The 17566-nt window shown below is 61.1% G+C and carries 14 protein-coding genes and 2 tRNA genes; 4 read left to right on the top strand and 12 right to left on the bottom strand.

The genetic code is table 11. The annotated features are described in order from the left end of the window. Positions 1 to 14 precede the first annotated feature (14 nt). The 4 genes from JMV15_RS13480 to JMV15_RS13465 all read left to right on the top strand — a co-directional run bounded on the left by JMV15_RS13480 (position 15) and on the right by JMV15_RS13465 (position 3065). Positions 15 to 101 (top strand) — tRNA-Leu (locus tag JMV15_RS13480). A 154-nt stretch (positions 102 to 255) separates the two neighbouring features. After that, positions 256 to 342, top strand: a tRNA-Leu gene (locus JMV15_RS13475). A gap of 144 nt (positions 343 to 486) precedes the next feature. Continuing rightward, entirely contained in the window at positions 487 to 1512 is a 1026-nt protein-coding gene (locus tag JMV15_RS13470; protein WP_014716672.1) for an extracellular solute-binding protein, read from the top strand. Beyond that, positions 1512 to 3065 carry an ABC transporter permease gene (locus JMV15_RS13465; protein WP_102665999.1) on the top strand — a complete coding sequence of 518 codons (1554 nt, stop codon included), beginning with the start codon at positions 1512 to 1514 and terminating at the stop codon, positions 3063 to 3065. Before JMV15_RS13470 ends, JMV15_RS13465 begins: the two co-directional genes overlap by 1 nt. A 107-nt stretch (positions 3066 to 3172) precedes the next feature. Here JMV15_RS13465 and JMV15_RS13460 read toward each other — a convergent pair whose 3' ends face one another. From JMV15_RS13460 to JMV15_RS13405, 12 genes are all read right to left on the bottom strand, one after another. After that, entirely contained in the window at positions 3173 to 5107 is a 1935-nt protein-coding gene (locus JMV15_RS13460; protein WP_014716670.1) for a methyl-accepting chemotaxis protein, read from the bottom strand. Between the two features lie 139 nt (positions 5108 to 5246). Next, a complete protein-coding gene (locus tag JMV15_RS13455; protein WP_014716669.1) occupies positions 5247 to 6536 on the bottom strand; it encodes an adenylosuccinate synthase in 1290 nt (429 codons plus the stop codon). A 54-nt stretch (positions 6537 to 6590) separates the two neighbouring features. Beyond that, entirely contained in the window at positions 6591 to 7778 is a 1188-nt protein-coding gene (locus JMV15_RS13450) for an ATP phosphoribosyltransferase regulatory subunit (RefSeq protein ID WP_014716668.1), read from the bottom strand. 293 nt (positions 7779 to 8071) lie between these two features. After that, on the bottom strand, positions 8072 to 8938 hold the full coding sequence (gene hflC / locus JMV15_RS13445; RefSeq protein WP_003188064.1) for a protease modulator HflC: 867 nt from the start codon (positions 8936 to 8938) through the stop codon (positions 8072 to 8074). Beyond that, positions 8938 to 10113, bottom strand: a complete 1176-nt coding sequence (gene hflK, locus JMV15_RS13440) for an FtsH protease activity modulator HflK (protein ID WP_003188062.1) — start codon at positions 10111 to 10113, stop codon at positions 8938 to 8940. Before hflK ends, hflC begins: the two co-directional genes overlap by 1 nt. Before the next feature lie 96 nt (positions 10114 to 10209). After that, on the bottom strand, positions 10210 to 11511 hold the full coding sequence (gene hflX, locus JMV15_RS13435) for a ribosome rescue GTPase HflX (protein WP_003188061.1): 1302 nt from the start codon (positions 11509 to 11511) through the stop codon (positions 10210 to 10212). Between the two features lie 12 nt (positions 11512 to 11523). Further along, the gene (gene hfq / locus JMV15_RS13430) at positions 11524 to 11784 is read right to left on the bottom strand and encodes an RNA chaperone Hfq (RefSeq protein WP_003188059.1); all 261 of its coding nucleotides are present in this window, start codon (positions 11782 to 11784) and stop codon (positions 11524 to 11526) included. Between the two features lie 94 nt (positions 11785 to 11878). Continuing rightward, positions 11879 to 12850 carry a tRNA (adenosine(37)-N6)-dimethylallyltransferase MiaA gene (gene miaA, locus JMV15_RS13425; RefSeq protein ID WP_014716667.1) on the bottom strand — a complete coding sequence of 324 codons (972 nt, stop codon included), beginning with the start codon at positions 12848 to 12850 and terminating at the stop codon, positions 11879 to 11881. Further along, positions 12850 to 14766: a DNA mismatch repair endonuclease MutL gene (mutL, locus tag JMV15_RS13420; RefSeq protein WP_371359643.1), complete on the bottom strand. Its 1917-nt coding sequence runs from the start codon at positions 14764 to 14766 to the stop codon at positions 12850 to 12852. The genes miaA and mutL overlap by 1 nt, the downstream gene beginning before the upstream one ends. Then, on the bottom strand, positions 14766 to 16187 hold the full coding sequence (locus JMV15_RS13415) for an N-acetylmuramoyl-L-alanine amidase (RefSeq protein WP_003188054.1): 1422 nt from the start codon (positions 16185 to 16187) through the stop codon (positions 14766 to 14768). Before JMV15_RS13415 ends, mutL begins: the two co-directional genes overlap by 1 nt. A gap of 15 nt (positions 16188 to 16202) precedes the next feature. After that, entirely contained in the window at positions 16203 to 16673 is a 471-nt protein-coding gene (tsaE, locus tag JMV15_RS13410; protein ID WP_014716665.1) for a tRNA (adenosine(37)-N6)-threonylcarbamoyltransferase complex ATPase subunit type 1 TsaE, read from the bottom strand. After that, a complete protein-coding gene (locus JMV15_RS13405; protein ID WP_102666000.1) occupies positions 16661 to 17521 on the bottom strand; it encodes an NAD(P)H-hydrate dehydratase in 861 nt (286 codons plus the stop codon). The genes tsaE and JMV15_RS13405 overlap by 13 nt, the downstream gene beginning before the upstream one ends. Positions 17522 to 17566 lie beyond the last annotated feature (45 nt).

Raw genomic sequence — 17566 nt, 5'->3', positions numbered from 1 at the left:
ACGTTGTTGATGCTGCCCAGGTGGTGAAATTGGTAGACACGCCAGCTTCAGGTGCTGGTGATCGCAAGGTCGTGGAAGTTCGAGTCTTCTCCTGGGCACCAAATTCAGATCAAACCCGCGAAAGCGGGTTTTTTCGTTTCAGACCTTTGATTTTTAACGGAAAAATTGATTTATATTTTTCGAATCAGGGGTTTACAGATTAAAAACCCCGCCGTATAGTTCGCCCCATCAACAGCGGCAACGTTGTTAGATAATGCCCAGGTGGTGAAATTGGTAGACACGCCAGCTTCAGGTGCTGGTGATCGCAAGGTCGTGGAAGTTCGAGTCTTCTCCTGGGCACCAAATTCAGATCAAACCCGCGAAAGCGGGTTTTTTCGTTTCCGGGGTTTGAAAACTTCCCCAGTGATTTCCCCCTCATCCGCACTTGAGAAGATTTATCGTTTATCCTTGCAATGATTTGTTGCATATAAGCGAGGAACACTTCGGATGATGATCCGCGACAACCGACTCAAGACATCCCTTCTGCGCGGCCTGACCCTCACCCTACTCAGCCTGACCCTGCTCTCGCCCGCCGCCCATTCTGCCGACAAGGTCTCCCTGACCTTATACAACGGCCAACACAAAGAAGTCGGCGATGAACTCGCCAAGGCCTTCGAAGCCAAGACCGGCATCCACGTCAACGTGCGCAAAGGCAGCAGCAACCAGTTGGCCAGCCAAGTCGTCGAAGAAGGTGAGCGCTCCCCTGCCGACGTCATCTACACCGAAGAATCACCGCCCCTGAACAAACTCGGCGAGCAAGGCCTGTTGGCAAAAATCGATGCCAGCACCCTCAATGTGCTGCCCAAGGATTACGTGGGTAAAAACGGCGACTGGATGGGCGTGACCGCACGCACCCGCGTCGTAGCCTTCAACCCCAAATTGATTGCGGAAAAAGACTTGCCCAAGTCGGTACTGGATTTCGCCGGCCCCGAATGGCAAGGCAAGGTCGGTTTCGTGCCCACCAGCGGCGCGTTCCAGGAACAAGCCGTGGCAATCATCAAGCTGCACGGTCGCGAAGCCGCGGAAGAATGGCTGACCGGCCTGCGCGCCTTCGGCAAGGTGTACAGCAACAATATGGTCGCCCTCAAGGCCGTGGAAAACGGCGAAGTGGCTACCGTGCTGGTAAACAACTACTACTGGTTCGCCCTGAAAAAGGAAAAAACCAACCTGGACTCCCAGCTGCATTACTTCACCGATGGTGATGCTGGCGGCCTGATCACCGTGTCCTCCGCTGCCGCACTCAAATCCAGCAAGCATCCCAAAGAAGCTCAGCAATTGCTGGCATTCATGGCCAGCGAAGAGGGCCAGCGCGTGATCACCAACACGTCGGCCGAGTACCCGCTGCGCAAGGGCATGGAATCGAACCGCGGCCTCAAGCCATTTAGCGAGCTGCAGCCACCAAAGGTCACCCCCGCAGACCTGGGTAACGCCGAAGAAGCCCTGGAGCTGGAACGTGACGTTGGCCTGAACTGATGAACCCATCGCTTTCCGTCACGGGGTTCACCCCCCGTCGCAAACGCCCATCAATCTGGCTGCTGCTGCCTGTGTTATTGCTGGTTGGCCTGAGCCTGTTGCCGCTCGCCTATGTCGGGCTCAAAGCCTGGCAGGCGGGCTGGACGGAGGCGGTGCATCTACTGTGGCGACCTTATGTGTTCGGGCTGCTGCGCAACACGCTGGCATTGATGGTCGGCGTGACCCTGACCTGCGGCGTGATCGGCCTGTCCCTGGCCTGGCTACTGGAACGCAGCAACCTGCCAGGACGGCGCATCTGGGGCGTGATCCTGTGCCTGCCGTTTGCGGTGCCGGCGTTTGTCAGCAGCTTTACCTGGGTGTCGCTGAGCGCTCAGTTCGAGGGGCTCGGTGGCGCGATCCTGGTGATGAGCCTGTCCAAATACCCGCTGGTGTTTTTGCCGGTGGCGGCAACACTGCGCAATCTAGACCCCTCCCTGGAAGAATCGGCCCGCACGCTGGGGCTCAACCGCTGGGGCGTGTTCTTTCGCATCACACTCCCGCTGCTGTGGCCATCGCTGCTGGCCGGCTCACTATTGATCGCACTGCACATGCTGGTGGAATTCGGCGCGCTGTCGATTATCGGGTTGCAGACCTTCACCACCGCGATCTACCAGCAGTTCGAACTGGAATTCAGCAATGCCAATGCGGCAATGCTTTCGGCAGTGCTGCTGGTGATGTGCCTGACCCTGCTGTGGCTGGAGCTGCGCGCACGCGGCAAAGGCCGGCATGTGCGCATCGGCCAGGGCGCGGCGCGGCACGCCGAGCAGGTTCGACTCGGCAAGTGGGCGCCATTGGGCCAGGTGTATTGCCTGGCATTGGCGATCATCGGCAGCGGCATCCCGCTGGGCATGCTCGGCTATTGGTTGGCCGTCGGTTCGTCAGCGGCGTTTCCGATGGCCGAGATCAGCGAGGCGCTGCTGTCATCCCTGGCGCTCTCCCTGGGCGGCGCCGCACTGTGCCTGGTACTGGCAGTGCCGGTTGGGCTGCTGGTGGTGCGCTACAAAGGACAGTTGGCAATCTGGGCCGAACGCTTGCCGTATCTACTGCATGCCCTGCCCGGCCTGGTGATTGCGCTGACCCTGGTGTATTTCGCCCTGCATTACATGCCCGCGCTGTACCAGACCTCTGCGTTATTGCTGATTGCTTATGCGCTGCTGTTTTTGCCGTTGGCACAGGCGCCGATTCGTACAGCACTGAACAAGGCGGCGCCACAGCTGGAAGAGGCTGCGCGCACGTTAGGCGCATCGTCCTTCAGTGCGTTTTGCCGGGTGACGTTGCCAATCATCTTTCCGGCGCTGGGGGCGGCGTTTGCCTTGGTGTTCCTGGATGCGATGAAGGAATTGACGGCGACGTTGCTGCTCAGCCCGACCGGGTTGAATACCTTGGCGACGGCCGTCTGGGCACATACCTCGAATGTGGAATTTGCGGCGGCGGCGCCGTATGCGGCGTTGTTGATAGTGGTGTCGGGGTTGCCGGTGTATCTGCTCACGACTCGGATGTATCTGAGTCGCTGAAACAGCTATCGCAGGCAAGCCAGCCCCCACAGTGACCGAGTTCCAACTTTGGAATGCAGTTGAATGTGGGAGCTGGCTTGCCTGCGATGAGGCCAGTCCAGACAACCTCACGCCCTGAACTGCCCCAAACTCGCCTTCAACTGCGCCGCCAACCCATCCAACACCTTGCCACTGGCCGTCGTCTCCACCACCGCTTGCGCCGCACGCTCGGCCTGGGCATGAATCACCTCGACGCGCCCACGCACCGCATGCGCGCCCTGGGCTTGATGCTCGGCCGCGCGCGTCGCCAGGCCAATCGCCGCATGCACCTGCTCCACAGAAGCCTGCACCGTCTGCTGCAAGCGCACGCTATCGCGCAGCACCAGCAAGCCCTCACTGGCCTGGCGCCCCGCCTTGCCGATGGTTTCTACGGCCTCACGCGCGCCCTGCTGCAACGCAACAATATGCGCCTGGATATCGCCAGTGGAGCTTTGAGTCTTGCTGGCCAGCGCACGCACTTCATCGGCCACCACCGCAAAGCCGCGCCCAGTCTCGCCAGCCCGTGCCGCTTCGATGGCCGCGTTGAGAGCGAGCAGGTTGGTTTGCTCGGCGATACCGTGAATCACGGTCAACACCACTTCAATTTGTTCGCTTTGCTGCGCCAGCCGTTCGATCACCTGGGAACCGGCCTGCACCTGCCCCGCCAACGCCTCGATCAAGCTGCCAACTTCGGCCGAGGTCCGTGAGTTTTCATCCGTGGCCTGGCGAATATCCACCACCTGCTGCAGGGCCGCCTGCATGGCGTGGCTTTCGGCCTGGGCCTCATCGGCCATTTGCGACAAAGCGCGCAAACTCTCGGCCACTTCATCACGCTGCAAGCCCGCCGCCGCATCGGCGCCAGCATTGCGCAACGTCATGGCGCCGATTTCCACGCCAGTACGCTGGGCCACGTCGCCTGCCTCCCGCACGATGGGCTGCAACTTATCCACAAAGCGATTGACCGCCGAGGCCATATCACCGATTTCATCCTTGCTGTTGATCTGCACGCGCTTGGTGAGGTCGCCTTCGCCGGCCGCCAGGTCATCCATCGCGGCAATCAGCAGCTTCAGACGATTGACCACGCGCCGGCCCAGCACAATAGCGATCAGCAGCAAGACCCCAAGCCCCACCAGCGCCAGACCCATGCCGATACGCCAGCGCAGGGTGCCCGCCGCGTCTTGCACAGCGGCGGCCGTGTTGGCCGTCATTTGCGTGGCAGTGGCTTGCGCCGATTGCAGCCGGGCGCCCATGGCGTTGGCGCTGTCAGCGGCGGCTCCCTTGAGGCTGTCACCCACCAGCTGATCACCGCTGGCGATCAGCGCGGCAAAGCGCTTATCCAAGGCTTGCAGGTCGGCTTCAACCGTCGCGGTCGACACGCCCATGCGCACCTTGCCGATTTCCACGCCGTTGGGGCTGATGGAGGCTTCGACGTAATACACGGAGGGGTCTGTCTTGGCCGCGTCCAGCACCTTGTCCAGGGCACGCTCCCCTGCGCCCTTTGCCAGCAGGGCCTGGTTGATCGGGTTTTCGCGGTTCAGGTATCGGGTCAGGTGCTCGCCTGCGGCGTCGTCATACACCACAAACAGCACATTGGGGTTGCGCTGGGCCCGGCGGGCAAACTCAGAAAGGGTCGGCACGTCACTGTCCCACATGGCACGGGGCGCAACCGAGGCCAGCAGTTGCGCCATGTCATTGGCGGAGTCCTGCAGGTCTTTTTCCAGCGTCGCACGCAACTGCTTTTGCTCTTCCTGCAAGCGCGTGGAAAGCCCGGCTGTGAGGCGCTGGCGCGTGCTGGCGGAGAGGCTGTCCAGGCTGGACGTGACTTCCTTGCCAGCCTGGGCCAGTTCGCCAGACAACTTCTGGCTATCTATGCCCAGACGATTGCCCAAATCGGCTTCCAGCGCCGTCACCGTGCTCCGCGTCAGCGCGACGGCCACCAGCACTTGCACCAAAAGAGCGATACCAAGGGTAACGAACACCGGCCGCAACAGACGGCTTTGTAACAACGAGAGAACGGCAGACACTGGAAATCCCTCCACCACGGGTGCCACTAATTTGATAGCACCTCGAAAGAGGGAAACACAGCAAGGGTCGTGCCGTTTGCCAGGCAGAAACGACAAAGGGCTCCCGAAGGAGCCCTTTGCTTTTTACATCAACAGCTTATTACGCGAACGGGTGACGCAGAACGATGGTCTCGTTGCGGTCCGGGCCGGTCGAAATAATGTCGATCGGTGCACCGATCAGCTCTTCCACACGCTTGATGTAGGCGCGGGCGTTGGCTGGCAGTTCTTCCAGGGTCTTGGCGCCCACGGTCGATTCGGTCCAGCCTGGCACTTCTTCGTACACAGGCTGCAGGCCCACGTAGCTGTCAGCGTCAGTCGGGGCAACATCGTTGCCTTGGGCGTCTTTGTAGCCGACGCAGATGTTGATGGCTTCCAGGCCGTCGAGTACATCCAGCTTGGTCAGGCAGATGCCCGAGATGCTGTTCACATCGATAGCGCGACGCAGGATAACGGCGTCGAACCAGCCGCAACGACGAGCACGGCCAGTGGTGGCGCCGAATTCGTGACCTTGCTTGGCCAGGTGTGCGCCAACGTCGTCGAACAGCTCAGTCGGGAACGGACCGGAACCTACACGGGTGGTGTAAGCCTTGGTGATGCCCAGGATGTAGTCCAGGAACATCGGGCCAACGCCCGAGCCGGTGGCAACGCCGCCAGCAGTAGTGTTGGAGCTGGTCACGTACGGGTAGGTACCGTGGTCGATGTCCAGCAACGAACCCTGGGCACCTTCGAACATGATGTCCTTGCCAGCGCGACGCAGGTCGTGCAGCTCGGCCGTCACGTCCAGCATCAGCGGCTTGAGCAGCTCAGCGTATTCCTTGCACTCGGCCAGGGTCTTTTCAAACTCGATGGCTGGCTCTTTGTAGTAACCGACCAGCATGAAGTTGTGGTAATCCACCAGTTCACGCAGCTTGTCTTCAAAGCGCGGCATGTTGAGCAGGTCGCCCACACGCAGGCCACGACGTGCAACCTTGTCTTCGTAGGCCGGGCCGATGCCGCGACCGGTGGTGCCGATCTTCAGCTCGCCACGCGCCTTTTCACGAGCCTGGTCCAGCGCAACGTGGAAGGACAGGATCAGCGGGCAGGACGGGCTGATACGCAGGCGCTCGCGCACCGGTACGCCTTTTTCTTCCAGCTTGGTGATCTCGCGCAGCAGGGCGTCAGGTGCAACCACCACGCCGTTGCCGATCAGGCACTGCACGCCTTCGCGCAGGACACCCGACGGGATCAGGTGCAAGACGGTTTTTTCGCCATCGATGACCAGGGTGTGGCCAGCGTTGTGGCCACCTTGGTAGCGCACTACGGCGGCAGCATGTTCGGTCAGCAGATCAACGATCTTGCCTTTGCCCTCATCACCCCATTGGGTGCCCAGGACTACGACATTCTTACCCATAACACTTGTCCTCATTCGCGCAAACTTGGTGCCGGCGATGGCCGGCAGGAAAACTCAAGAAGCCAGTGGCGATACTTGCCAAAGCCCGTTCTGCTGAATCAATTGCCGGTCGCAGTCCGCTTCACGGGCGGCGGCCAATGGCTGCCCAGGCAAGGCCTGGACTACACGCTGACCCTCACGGCGTAACTGGCAAACCTGCTGCCAGAGCGCTGCGTCCGTACTGTCGGGCATCCAGATGCCACCAGACGGCAGCTCGACCTCAGCACGCCCCAGGGTCACCAGGGTTTTCAAATCGGTGGAAAAACCAGTGGCCGGACGCGCACGACCGAAGTCGGCGCCGATATCGTCATAGCGACCACCTTGGGCGATGGCCTGGCCAACACCCGGAACGAACACCGCGAACACCACACCGGTGTGGTAGTGGTAGCCGCGCAATTCACCCAGATCAAAATACAGCGGCAGCTGCGGGAACCGTGCCGACAAGCGCTCGGCAATCGCCAGCACATCATCCAGTGCCGCCAATACCGGTGCCGGCGCATTGGCCAGGCGCTCACGCGCAGCCACCAGCACTTCACGGCCGCCGCACAGGTCTACCAGCGCGCGCAGCATGCCAGCCAGCTCAGCAGGCACACCCTCGGTGAGGGCGATCACTTCATCGATCGCCTTGCGCTGCAGGGCATCGAACAACTGCTGCTCCACTTCACCGGACAACCCGGCAGCGCGCGCCAAGCCACGGTAGATACCGACATGGCCCAGGTCCATGTGCACATCCGGCACATCCGCCAGTTGCAGCATGGCCAGCATCAGGCTGATCACTTCAACATCGCTGCTCGGGCTGGCATCGCCGTACAACTCGGCGCCCAACTGGATCGGGCTACGGGAAGACGACAACGCACGCGGCTGGGCATGCAGTACGCTACCGGCGTAGCACAGGCGGCTCGGGCCTTCGCGCCGCAGGGTGTGCGCATCGATGCGCGCCACTTGCGGCGTGATGTCGGCACGGAACCCCATTTGCCGGCCCGATTGCGGGTCGATGACCTTGAAGGTGCGCAGATCCAGGTCCTGGCCCGCGCCGGTCAGCAGGGATTCCAGGTACTCGATATGGGGAGTCACGACAAACTCGTAACCCCAGCTCTGGAACAGATCCAACACCTGGCGACGCGCTACTTCAATGCGCGCAGCTTCTGGTGGCAGTACTTCTTCGATGCCATCTGGCAGCAGCCAGCGGTCTACCGTTGCCATTACGCCATTCCCCTTTGATCCGGGCGGCCAGCCCTCGGCCGAGCCTTGAGTGAAGCAGAAAATACCCGCCCCTTGCATAAACCACGCGCAAGAGCGACGTGACGAACGGCCTGCAAACGGCCTCGTCGGGCACTTTCCTCGAAAAACCTGTCACGCCTGCCGAATCAAACATGCAGACGCAAAAAAGCCGGGAATTTCCCGGCTGCCGCATCATACACCCGTTTTCTGAAAGGATCACCCCGCCAGGCATTTTAGCCGCCCGACGGAATGCGCCTTACAGAATCACGGGCTGGTTACTTGGACTTTTCCAGGTAGCGGAAGAAGTCGCTGCTTGGGTCCAGCACCAGTACGTCGGTTTTGTTCGCGAAGCTTTCACGGTAGGCACGCAGGCTACGGTAGAACGCGTAGAACTCCTGGTCCTGGCCGTAGGCCTTGGCATAGATCGCCGCGGCTTGAGCATCGCCATCACCACGCGCCTCTTCAGACTCACGGTAGGCTTCTGCCAGCAGTACACGACGCTGACGGTCGGCATCGGCACGGATACCTTCAGCCAACTCGTTACCCTTGGCGCGGTGCTCACGCGCTTCACGCTCACGCTCGGTGCTCATACGCTCGAACACGCTGCGGTTCACTTCCTTGGGCAGGTCAATGGCCTTGACGCGAACGTCGACCACTTCAATACCCAGCTCTTTTTCCGCCATGGTGTTCAGCGAACGGGTGATGTCAGCCATCAGCGCATCACGCTCACCGGATACCACCTCGTGCAGGGTGCGCTTACCAAACTGGTCACGCAGCCCCGATTCCAGACGACGGGACAAACGCTCGTCGGCAATCTGCTTGAGGCCGGAAGTCGCGGTGTAGAAGCGCTCGGCATCCTTGACGCGCCACTTGGCGTAGGCGTCAACCATCACGGCTTTCTTTTCCAGGGTCAGGAAGCGCTGTGTCGGTGCATCCAGGGTCATCAGGCGGGCGTCGAACTTGCGCACCTGGTTGACGTAGGGGACTTTCACATGCAGGCCCGGCTGGACATCCGCCTGGACCACGCGACCGAATTGCAGCAGCACCGCACGCTCGGTCTGAGCGACGATGTAGAAGCAGTTCCAGGCAGCGATGACCACGACGACGCCCACAATCAGGGCGGTCAGCGATTTATTGCTCATCAACGGCTCTCCCTGGTACGTGTTTGCTGTTGCAGCAAGTCAGCGGCCGCACGGGCACTCGCTTCGTTGGCAGCGGCATTCGAACCGGTGGACGGTGCACTGGCGCCGCTACGACCACCTTCGATCATCTTGTCCAGCGGCAGGTACAGCAGGTTGTTCTGCCCACCTTTGCTGCCGGTCACGAGAACCTTGCTGGTGTTGCTGAAGACTTCCTGCATGGTGTCCAGGTACAGACGCTCGCGGGTCACTTCAGGAGCCTTGCGGTACTCGGCGACCAGCTTGGTGAAACGATCTGCCTCACCCTTGGCGCGGGAGACTACTTCATCGCGGTAACCGTTGGCATCTTCAAGGATGCGCTGGGCCTGACCACGGGCTTCCGGCACAACGCCGTTGGCATAGGTTTCAGCCTGGTTGCGCGAACGCTGCTCGTCTTCACGGGCACGGATCACGTCGTCAAAGGCTTCCTGCACTTCACGCGGTGCCGCTGCGCTCTGTACGTTCACCTGAGTGACGGTAATACCAGTGCGATAGGTATCGAGGAACCGTTGCAGACGCTCCTTGATTTCGCTGGCCATCAACTCACGACCTTCGGTCAGCACCTGGTCCATGGCGGTGGAACCCACCACGTGGCGCAGGGCACTTTCGGTTGCGTGTTGCAGGCTGATTTCCGGCTGATCAACGTTCAGCACGAAGTCCTGCAGGTTGCTGATCTTGTACTGCACGGTCAGCGGCACTTCGACGATGTTCTCGTCTTCGGTCAGCATCTGGCCCTGCTTGGTGTACGCACGCTCACGCGTCACGTTCTCCATGTACTTCTTGTCGATCGGCGGGAAATAGATGTTCAGGCCTGGCCCGACAGTCTCGTAGTACTTGCCGAAGCGCAGCACCACGGCTTGCTCCTGCTCGTCCACCACGTAGACCGCGCTGTACAGCCATACGGCCGCGAGCACGACAAGACCCAGGCCCAGCAGGCCATAGCCACCGCCCTTGCTTGTGCGACCGCCGTCGTCACCACCACGTTTTTTTCCACCACCGAACAACCCATTCAGGCTTTCCTGCAGCTTTCGGAAGGCCTCGTCGAGATCCGGTGGCCCCTTGCGGTCGCCGTTATTGCGGCGCTTACCACCCCAAGGATCCTGATTATTCGAGTTGCCACCCGGCTCATTCCAAGCCATAGCGCTCTCCATCTGATAAAGCAAAGACGCACCCACGGCGCGCCGACCAATGCTACAGAATGCCTGCTACTGCGGCACAACCGCTTTCTCAGGCTTTTATTGCAAAGTGTGTTGTTCGATAAACTCTGCCGGTACAACACCCTCTCGGCTGACCAGCCGATTGAGTTCCGAGCGTGGCAATCGAACGGCCAGCAAGCTGACACCTTCTTCGTCGTGTTCTTCTTTCTGTACCGCGCCCAACTCGAAAAACTGTGCACGCAGTCGAGCAAAACGCTGCGGCAAGCGCAAGGTGCCGACGAACAAATCGCTGCCGAGTAATTCGGCAATGGCTTGTTCCAGCAACTCCAAGCCACTGCCATCTCGCGCCGACAACCAGACCCGCTGGGGCTTGCCGTTCTCGTCGCGCTGGATCTGTGGCTCAACGCCTTCAAGCAAATCGAGTTTGTTATAGACCTCGAGGATCGGCAAGTCCTGGGCACCAATCTCGCCCAGCACCACCATGACCTGTTCAATCTGCAACATGCGATCCGGTTCGGCCGCATCGATCACGTGCAACAGCAGGTCGGAATTGCTCGACTCTTCGAGCGTAGACCGAAATGCCTCGACGAGCTTGTGGGGCAGGTGACGAATGAAACCCACGGTATCGGCCAGCACAATCGGCCCCAGGTCGTCGATGTCCAGACGCCGCAGGGTCGGATCGAGGGTGGCGAACAGTTGGTCGGCCGCGTACACATCCGACTTGGTCACGTTATTGAACAGCGTGGATTTGCCGGCGTTGGTGTAGCCCACCAACGAAACCGTAGGGATATCCGCACGGGAACGGCCACGTCGCGACTGCTCGCGCTGGCTGCGCACTTTTTCCAGGCGGCCCTTGATCTGGCGCAGGCGAACCCGCAGCAGACGCCGGTCGGTTTCCAACTGGGTTTCACCCGGGCCACGCATGCCGATACCGCCACCCTGACGCTCAAGGTGAGTCCAGCCGCGAACCAGGCGGGTGCTCATGTGATCAAGCTGGGCCAGTTCGACCTGGAGCTTGCCTTCATGGGTACGGGCGCGCTGGGCGAAAATGTCGAGAATCAGGCCGGTACGGTCGATCACGCGACACTCGAAAACACGTTCGAGGTTACGTTCCTGACTGGGCGTGAGGGTGTGATTGAAGATCACCAGATCGGCTTCTTCGGCATGAACCAGGTCGCGCAGTTCCTCGACCTTGCCGCTGCCAATCAGGTATTTGGCGGTTGGCCGATGACGCGGTACGTTAAAAAACGCAACGGTCTCGGCGCCGGCCGAATTTGCCAACTCCTGAAACTCCTGCGGATCTTCGCGCGCCTCAGGGTCCTGTCCATCCAAGTGAACGAGGATTACTCGCTCACCACCACCGTGGCGCTCAAAGAACAAAGGAGACTCCTATCAGGCGTTACCTGGCTCAGCGTCACCCTGTTCATCACCGGCTGCGCTAGGCAGACGGATTGGACGAACTGGAACGACTGTCGAGATAGCGTGCTTGTAAACCATCTGGCTGACGGTGTTTTTCAGCAGGATAACGAATTGGTCGAACGACTCGATCGTACCTTGCAGCTTGATGCCGTTGACCAGATAGATGGAAACCCCAACTTTCTCTTTACGTAAAGTATTCAAGTAAGGGTCTTGTAGCGAATGCCCTTTTGACATGTGCCGCACTCCTTTAAGGATCAATAATAAAAAATCGGAAAATAGATAGCTTATGGCCGTCACACCCCCAAGGATAGACGGCAATTGCAAGGACTCAGCTCAATATGGAGACCGTTCCCAAGTATTTCAAGGCGCGTGACAGATTGTCGCTGTCCAGGCTGTCCAACCAGTGCAAATCGCTCCAGCTGCGCAGCCAGGTGAACTGGCGCTTCGCCAACTGGCGCGTGGCGATGATGCCGCGCTCCTGCATTTCGGCTGACGTCAGCTTGCCATCCAGATGATCCCAGACTTGGCGGTAGCCTACAGCACGTATCGAAGGCAGCCCTGCATGCAGGTCACCTCTTGAACGCAGTGCTACGACCTCGTCCACAAACCCCTGTTCCAACATAATTGTGAATCTTTGTGCAATTCGTTCATGCAGCACCTGGCGATCTGCCGGAGCGATGGCCAGATTCGCCACAGTATAGGGCAATTGTGACTGTCCAGATGCGCCTGCATCAGTACTTTGCGCACTTTGTTTCAGCCGATGTTCAGTCATGGTCTGGCCACTGACGCGCCAGACTTCCAGGGCGCGTGTGAGCCGCTGGGGGTCATTGGGGTGAATACGTGCCGCAGACACCGGATCTACCGCCGCCAACTGATCATGAAGGGCCTGCCAGCCAAGGCGCGCAGCCTCTTCTTCAAGTTCGGCGCGCACCTGGGCATCGGCAGGCGGCATATCGGCCAGGCCTTCCTGCAACGCCTTGTAGTAGAGCATGGTGCCGCCCACCAGCAGCGGGATATTGCCGCGCGCGGTAATCTCGGCCATGGCCGCCAGGGCGTCGGTGCGAAAATCCGCCGCCGAATAGCTCTGCGCCGGATCGATGATGTCGATCAACTTGTGCGGATACTGGGCCAACAGCGCCTTCGACGGCTTGGCCGTACCGATATCCATGTCCCGGTAAACCAGGGCAGAGTCGACGCTGATCAATTCGCAGGGCAGCACCTTGGTCAGCTCGATGGCCAGGTCGGTCTTGCCGGCGGCCGTGGGGCCCATCAGGAAAATGGCGGGAGGCAAGGCACTCATCAGCGGCCGCGCAAAAATAGTTTGTCCAGATCATCCAGGCCCATCTGGGTCCAGGTCGGTCGGCCATGGTTGCATTGGCCGCTGCGCTCGGTGTTTTCCATGTCGCGCAGCAGGCCGTTCATTTCCGGCAGGGCCAGGCGGCGGTTGGCGCGGATGGCGCCGTGGCAGGCCATGGTGCCGAGCAATTCGTTGATATGCGCCTGGATACGATCACTGGTGCCGTACTCCATCAGGTCTGCCAGCACGTCGGCCACCAGGCGGTTGGCCTCGGCCTGCTTGAGCAGCGCGGGAATCTGGCGGATCGCCAGGGTTTCCGGGCCCAGGCGTTGCAGTTCGAAGCCCAGCTTCTGGAACACACTGTGATGTTCTTCTGCGCAGTCGGCTTCACGCTGGCTCACCGCCAGGGATTCGGGCACCAGCAGCGGCTGGCCGCTGAGGCCTTCGCTGGCCATGGCGATCTTCAGGCGCTCGTACATGATCCGTTCATGGGCAGCGTGCATGTCCACCAGCACCAGGCCATGGGCGTTTTCGGCGAGGATATAAATGCCTTTGAGCTGCGCCAGGGCATAGCCCAGCGGCGGAATATCACCGCCGCCTTCGGGCAACGCCACAGCAGCACCCGGCTCGGCACCCGGCAACGGCGCGAAAAACTCACGGTACGCCGCCTGGGCTTCGGCCACCGGCGCCGTCGATTGCGGGCGCGGTGTGTATTGGTACTGATAACCCGCACCGGCACCCGAATTCGGCGCCGTGTAGGCTGGCTGCGCCTGCGGCGATTGCAGCAGGTTGGCCGCCAGGCTCATCTCACCCTGGGGGCCGAACTCGCCGGCTTCCGGACCGCTCGGGCGTACCACGGCCGTGACAATCGGCGCCGACAACTGATCATCCGGGCGCACGTCACCCAAGGCGCGGTGCAGCGTGCCGTAGAGGAAGTCATGCACCATGCGCCCGTCACGGAAGCGCACCTCGTGTTTGGTCGGGTGCACGTTGACGTCGACCACCGAAGGGTCAACCTCAAAGAACAGCACAAAAGTCGGGTGTCGCCCGTTGAACAGCACATCGCGATAAGCCTGGCGCACCGCATGGGCCACCAGTTTGTCGCGGACCGCCCGGCCGTTCACAAAGAAATACTGCAAATCGGCCTGGCTGCGGGAGAACGTCGGCAACCCGACCCAGCCCCACAACCTCAAGCCATTGCGCTCGATCTCAATCGGCAGCGCCTGTTCAAGGAACCCGCCGCCACACACCGCTGCCACCCGCCGAGCACGGGCGGCGTCGTCGTTGGCTTCGTGCAGGCTGAGGATGGTCTTGCCATTGTGGCGCAGGTGAAAGGCCACGTCGAAACGGGCCAGGGCCAGGCGCTTGATGACTTCTTGCAGGTGATCGAATTCGGTTTTCTCGGTTTTGAGGAATTTGCGCCGCGCCGGGGTATTGAAAAACAGGTCGCGCACTTCCACTGAGGTACCCACCGGGTGCGCCGCCGGCTGGACCCGAGGCGCCATGTCGCGGCCTTCGGTTTCCACCTGCCAGGCTTGCTCGGCGCTGCGGGTGCGGGAGGTCAGGGTCAGGCGGGCCACGGAGCTGATGGAGGCGAGGGCCTCACCACGAAAGCCCAGGCTCATGACCCGCTCCAGGTCCTCCAAGTCGCGGATCTTGCTGGTGGCGTGGCGGGCCAGGGCCAGGGGCAGGTCATCCGAAGAGATGCCGCTGCCATCGTCACGTACCCGCAGCAGCTTGACGCCGCCCTGCTCCACATCGACATCAATGCGTTTGGCACCCGAGTCGATGCTGTTTTCCAGCAACTCCTTGATCACCGACGCCGGGCGCTCAACCACCTCACCCGCGGCGATCTGGTTGGCAAGGCGCGGGCTGAGCAATTCAATGCGTGAGCCGCTGTTCAAGGTGGATTCGCTCATCACTGCGCCGCCAATGAAGTACCGGGGATGGTCAACACCTGGCCGATCTTCAACTCATCGGTTTTCAGGTTATTGGCGCTGCGCAAGGCTGCAGGCGTGACCTGGAAACGCACGGCCAGCATGGCAACGGTATCACCGGGCTGCACACGATGGTCACGCGGGCCCTGGGCGATTTTGCCGGAGTCGCGCAGCCAGGCGATATAGGTGCCCGGCGGCGGGTTCTGCTGGAAGAACTGGCGCACACCGGCGCTGATGGAGCGCGCCAGCGCTTGCTGGTGGCTGGCGCTGGCCAGTTTCGACGCTTCGTTGGCGTTGGAGATAAACCCGGTTTCCACCAGGATCGACGGGATATCCGGCGATTTCAACACCATGAACCCGGCTTGTTCTACGCGCTGCTTGTGCAGCGAGGTCACGCGGCCGATATTGCTCAGGACTTTCTGGCCCACGTTGAGGCTGGAGGTCAGCGAGGCGGTCATCGACAGGTCGAGCAGTACGCCTGCGAGCATCTTGTCCTTGTCATCAAGGGAGACGTTGCCGGCCCCGCCGATCAAGTCGGAACGGTTTTCACTGTCGGCCAGCCAGCGCGCAGTCTCGGAGGTAGCGCCGCGATCCGACAGGGCAAATACCGAGGCGCCAAAGGCAGCGGTTGAAGGCGCGGCGTCGGCGTGAATGGAAACGAACAGGTCAGCGCCCTTCTTACGGGCAATTTCGGTACGGCCACGCAACGGAATGAAGTAGTCACCGGTACGGGTAAGCTCGGCGCGGTAGCCTTTCATGCCATTGACCTGGCGCTGCAGTTCACGGGCGATGGCGAGCACCACGTCTTTCTCATGCTGGCCGCGGGAGCCGGAAGCCCCAGGGTCTTCGCCACCATGGCCGGCGTCGATCACCACGATAATGTCGCGCTTGCCTGCAGGGGCAGGCGGCGGTGGTGGCAGCTTGACCTGGGGTTGCGAAGGGTTGACCGGCACCGCAGGCACCGTCGCCACGCTCGGCGTTGGCGCAGGCGGCGGTGCGGCGTCGGCGGGGTTGTCGAACAGGTCGACCACCAGGCGGTTGCCGTACTGGGCGTTGGGGGCCAGGGAGAAGCTTTTGGGGGTCACGGCCTTTTTCAGGTCGATGACCACACGCAGGTCGGTCGGCGTACGCTGGGCCGAGCGCATGGCGGTAATGGGCGTGTTGGCGGTGGAGACTTTCAGCGGCGCGGCCAGGCTGGCACCGTTGATATCGATCACCAGGCGATCAGGCGCCGTCAAGGTAAAGACGCTGTGCTGGACCGGGCCAGACAGGTCGAACACCAGTCGCGTGTTATCCGGCGCTCGCCACAGGCGAACACTTTTCACCTGTGAAGCAGCCAGAGCATTGACAGTCATTGCCGCAAGCAACACCCCCACGACAGCAACCAACGCGCGAAAGCGCATACCTAACCCCACCAATTATTTGAATTCCAATGCCAGAGCAGCACACCACGACTCAGCGCGTGGGCTCTGGGGCAACAACTTCAGCTGACGTCCGTGCTCATGCGGCGTAATGGTAATGGTCAGGTCCGGCTTTGGCAAAAAGCCTGTGCCTTTATTTGGCCACTCGATCAGGCACAGCGCATCATCGTCGAAGTAATCACGGATGCCCATGAACTCCAACTCTTCCGGATCGACCAGGCGATAGAGGTCGAAGTGGAAAGCACGCACGTCGCCGATCTCGTAAGGCTCGACCAACGTGAAGGTCGGGCTTTTTACCGCGCCGGTATGGCCAAGGCCGCGAATAATCCCCCGGGACAATGTGGTTTTGCCTGCGCCCAGATCGCCCTCGAGAAAGATCAACCCGGCCCCTTGCGTGACCTGCGAAATACGCTGACCCAACGCGACCATGGCCTCTTCATCTGCCAGGAAAAGAATTACTTCAGGCACGGCGACTGCTCCTCCAGCAATTGACGAATGGCGGGCATCAGGTCGCTGGCTGCCAAGCCGCGACCAAAACTGCCCTGGCGGTCTCCGGCGGTCGCGTGCAACCACACGGCCAGGCAGCTCGCTTCGTACGCGGGCATACCCTGAGCCAATAGCGCCCCGACCAGACCGGCCAAAACATCACCGAGCCCAGCTGTTGCCATCGCCGGGTGGCCTTGATCACACCGCGACACACGCCCATCCGGGCTGGCAATCAAACTGCCAGCACCCTTGAGGATAGTCACGGCATTGAATCTTTGGCTCAACGCGCGCGCCACCTTAAGGCGATCAGCCTGAACCTCGGCTGTCGAGAGCCCCAACAAACGCGCAGCTTCGCCCGGATGAGGGGTAATCACACAGTTGGCCGGCAGCTCGACGCTGCCAGTGGCCAGTTGATTGAGCGCATCGGCATCCCACACCTGCGCCAGGCTGGCATTGGCCGCGACCGACAACAAGCTCTTGCCCCAGGCGGCATCGCCGAGGCCTGGGCCAATGACGATCACCGAGATTTTTTCCAGCAGGCCCATCAACTGGTTGGCCGAGCTCACGCCGACGGCCATGACCTCCGGCAGCCGAGCCAGAGCGGCCGGCACGTGTTCCGGCCGCGTCGCCAGCGAGACCATGCCGGCGCCGCTGCGCAAGGCGCTTTCGCTGCTCAGCAACGCCGCGCCGCCAACGCCACGGTCACCACCGATGACCAGCAGGTGGCCGAATTGGCCCTTATGGGCGTCCCGGGAGCGCGCAGCCAGTTGCGGCAAATGGCCGGGCAACAACAACTGAACGTCGGTAATTGGGTGTTTTGTCTGAGGCATGCGTCTTCAAGCTCCGATGTCTGGCAGAATTATACGCATCTAACC

This window comes from Pseudomonas paracarnis (assembly GCF_904063055.1).
GTDB classification, from domain to species: domain Bacteria; phylum Pseudomonadota; class Gammaproteobacteria; order Pseudomonadales; family Pseudomonadaceae; genus Aquipseudomonas; species Aquipseudomonas paracarnis.
The sequence above is the reverse complement of the archived record's forward strand: the minus strand, read 5'-3'. Positions and strand labels throughout refer to the sequence as shown.

Coding starts and splice junctions, on each gene's coding strand:
- mutL (WP_371359643.1), bottom strand. CDS start 14,766: ATGAGCGAATCCACCTTGAACAGCGGCTCACGCATTGAATTGCTCAGC.
- JMV15_RS13455 (WP_014716669.1), bottom strand. CDS start 6,536: ATGGGTAAGAATGTCGTAGTCCTGGGCACCCAATGGGGTGATGAGGGC.
- JMV15_RS13415 (WP_003188054.1), bottom strand. CDS start 16,187: ATGCGCTTTCGCGCGTTGGTTGCTGTCGTGGGGGTGTTGCTTGCGGCA.
- JMV15_RS13405 (WP_102666000.1), bottom strand. CDS start 17,521: ATGCCTCAGACAAAACACCCAATTACCGACGTTCAGTTGTTGTTGCCC.
- hfq (WP_003188059.1), bottom strand. CDS start 11,784: ATGTCAAAAGGGCATTCGCTACAAGACCCTTACTTGAATACTTTACGT.
- JMV15_RS13465 (WP_102665999.1), top strand. CDS start 1,512: ATGAACCCATCGCTTTCCGTCACGGGGTTCACCCCCCGTCGCAAACGC.
- JMV15_RS13450 (WP_014716668.1), bottom strand. CDS start 7,778: ATGGCAACGGTAGACCGCTGGCTGCTGCCAGATGGCATCGAAGAAGTA.
- JMV15_RS13470 (WP_014716672.1), top strand. CDS start 487: ATGATGATCCGCGACAACCGACTCAAGACATCCCTTCTGCGCGGCCTG.
- hflK (WP_003188062.1), bottom strand. CDS start 10,113: ATGGCTTGGAATGAGCCGGGTGGCAACTCGAATAATCAGGATCCTTGG.
- hflC (WP_003188064.1), bottom strand. CDS start 8,938: ATGAGCAATAAATCGCTGACCGCCCTGATTGTGGGCGTCGTCGTGGTC.
- miaA (WP_014716667.1), bottom strand. CDS start 12,850: ATGAGTGCCTTGCCTCCCGCCATTTTCCTGATGGGCCCCACGGCCGCC.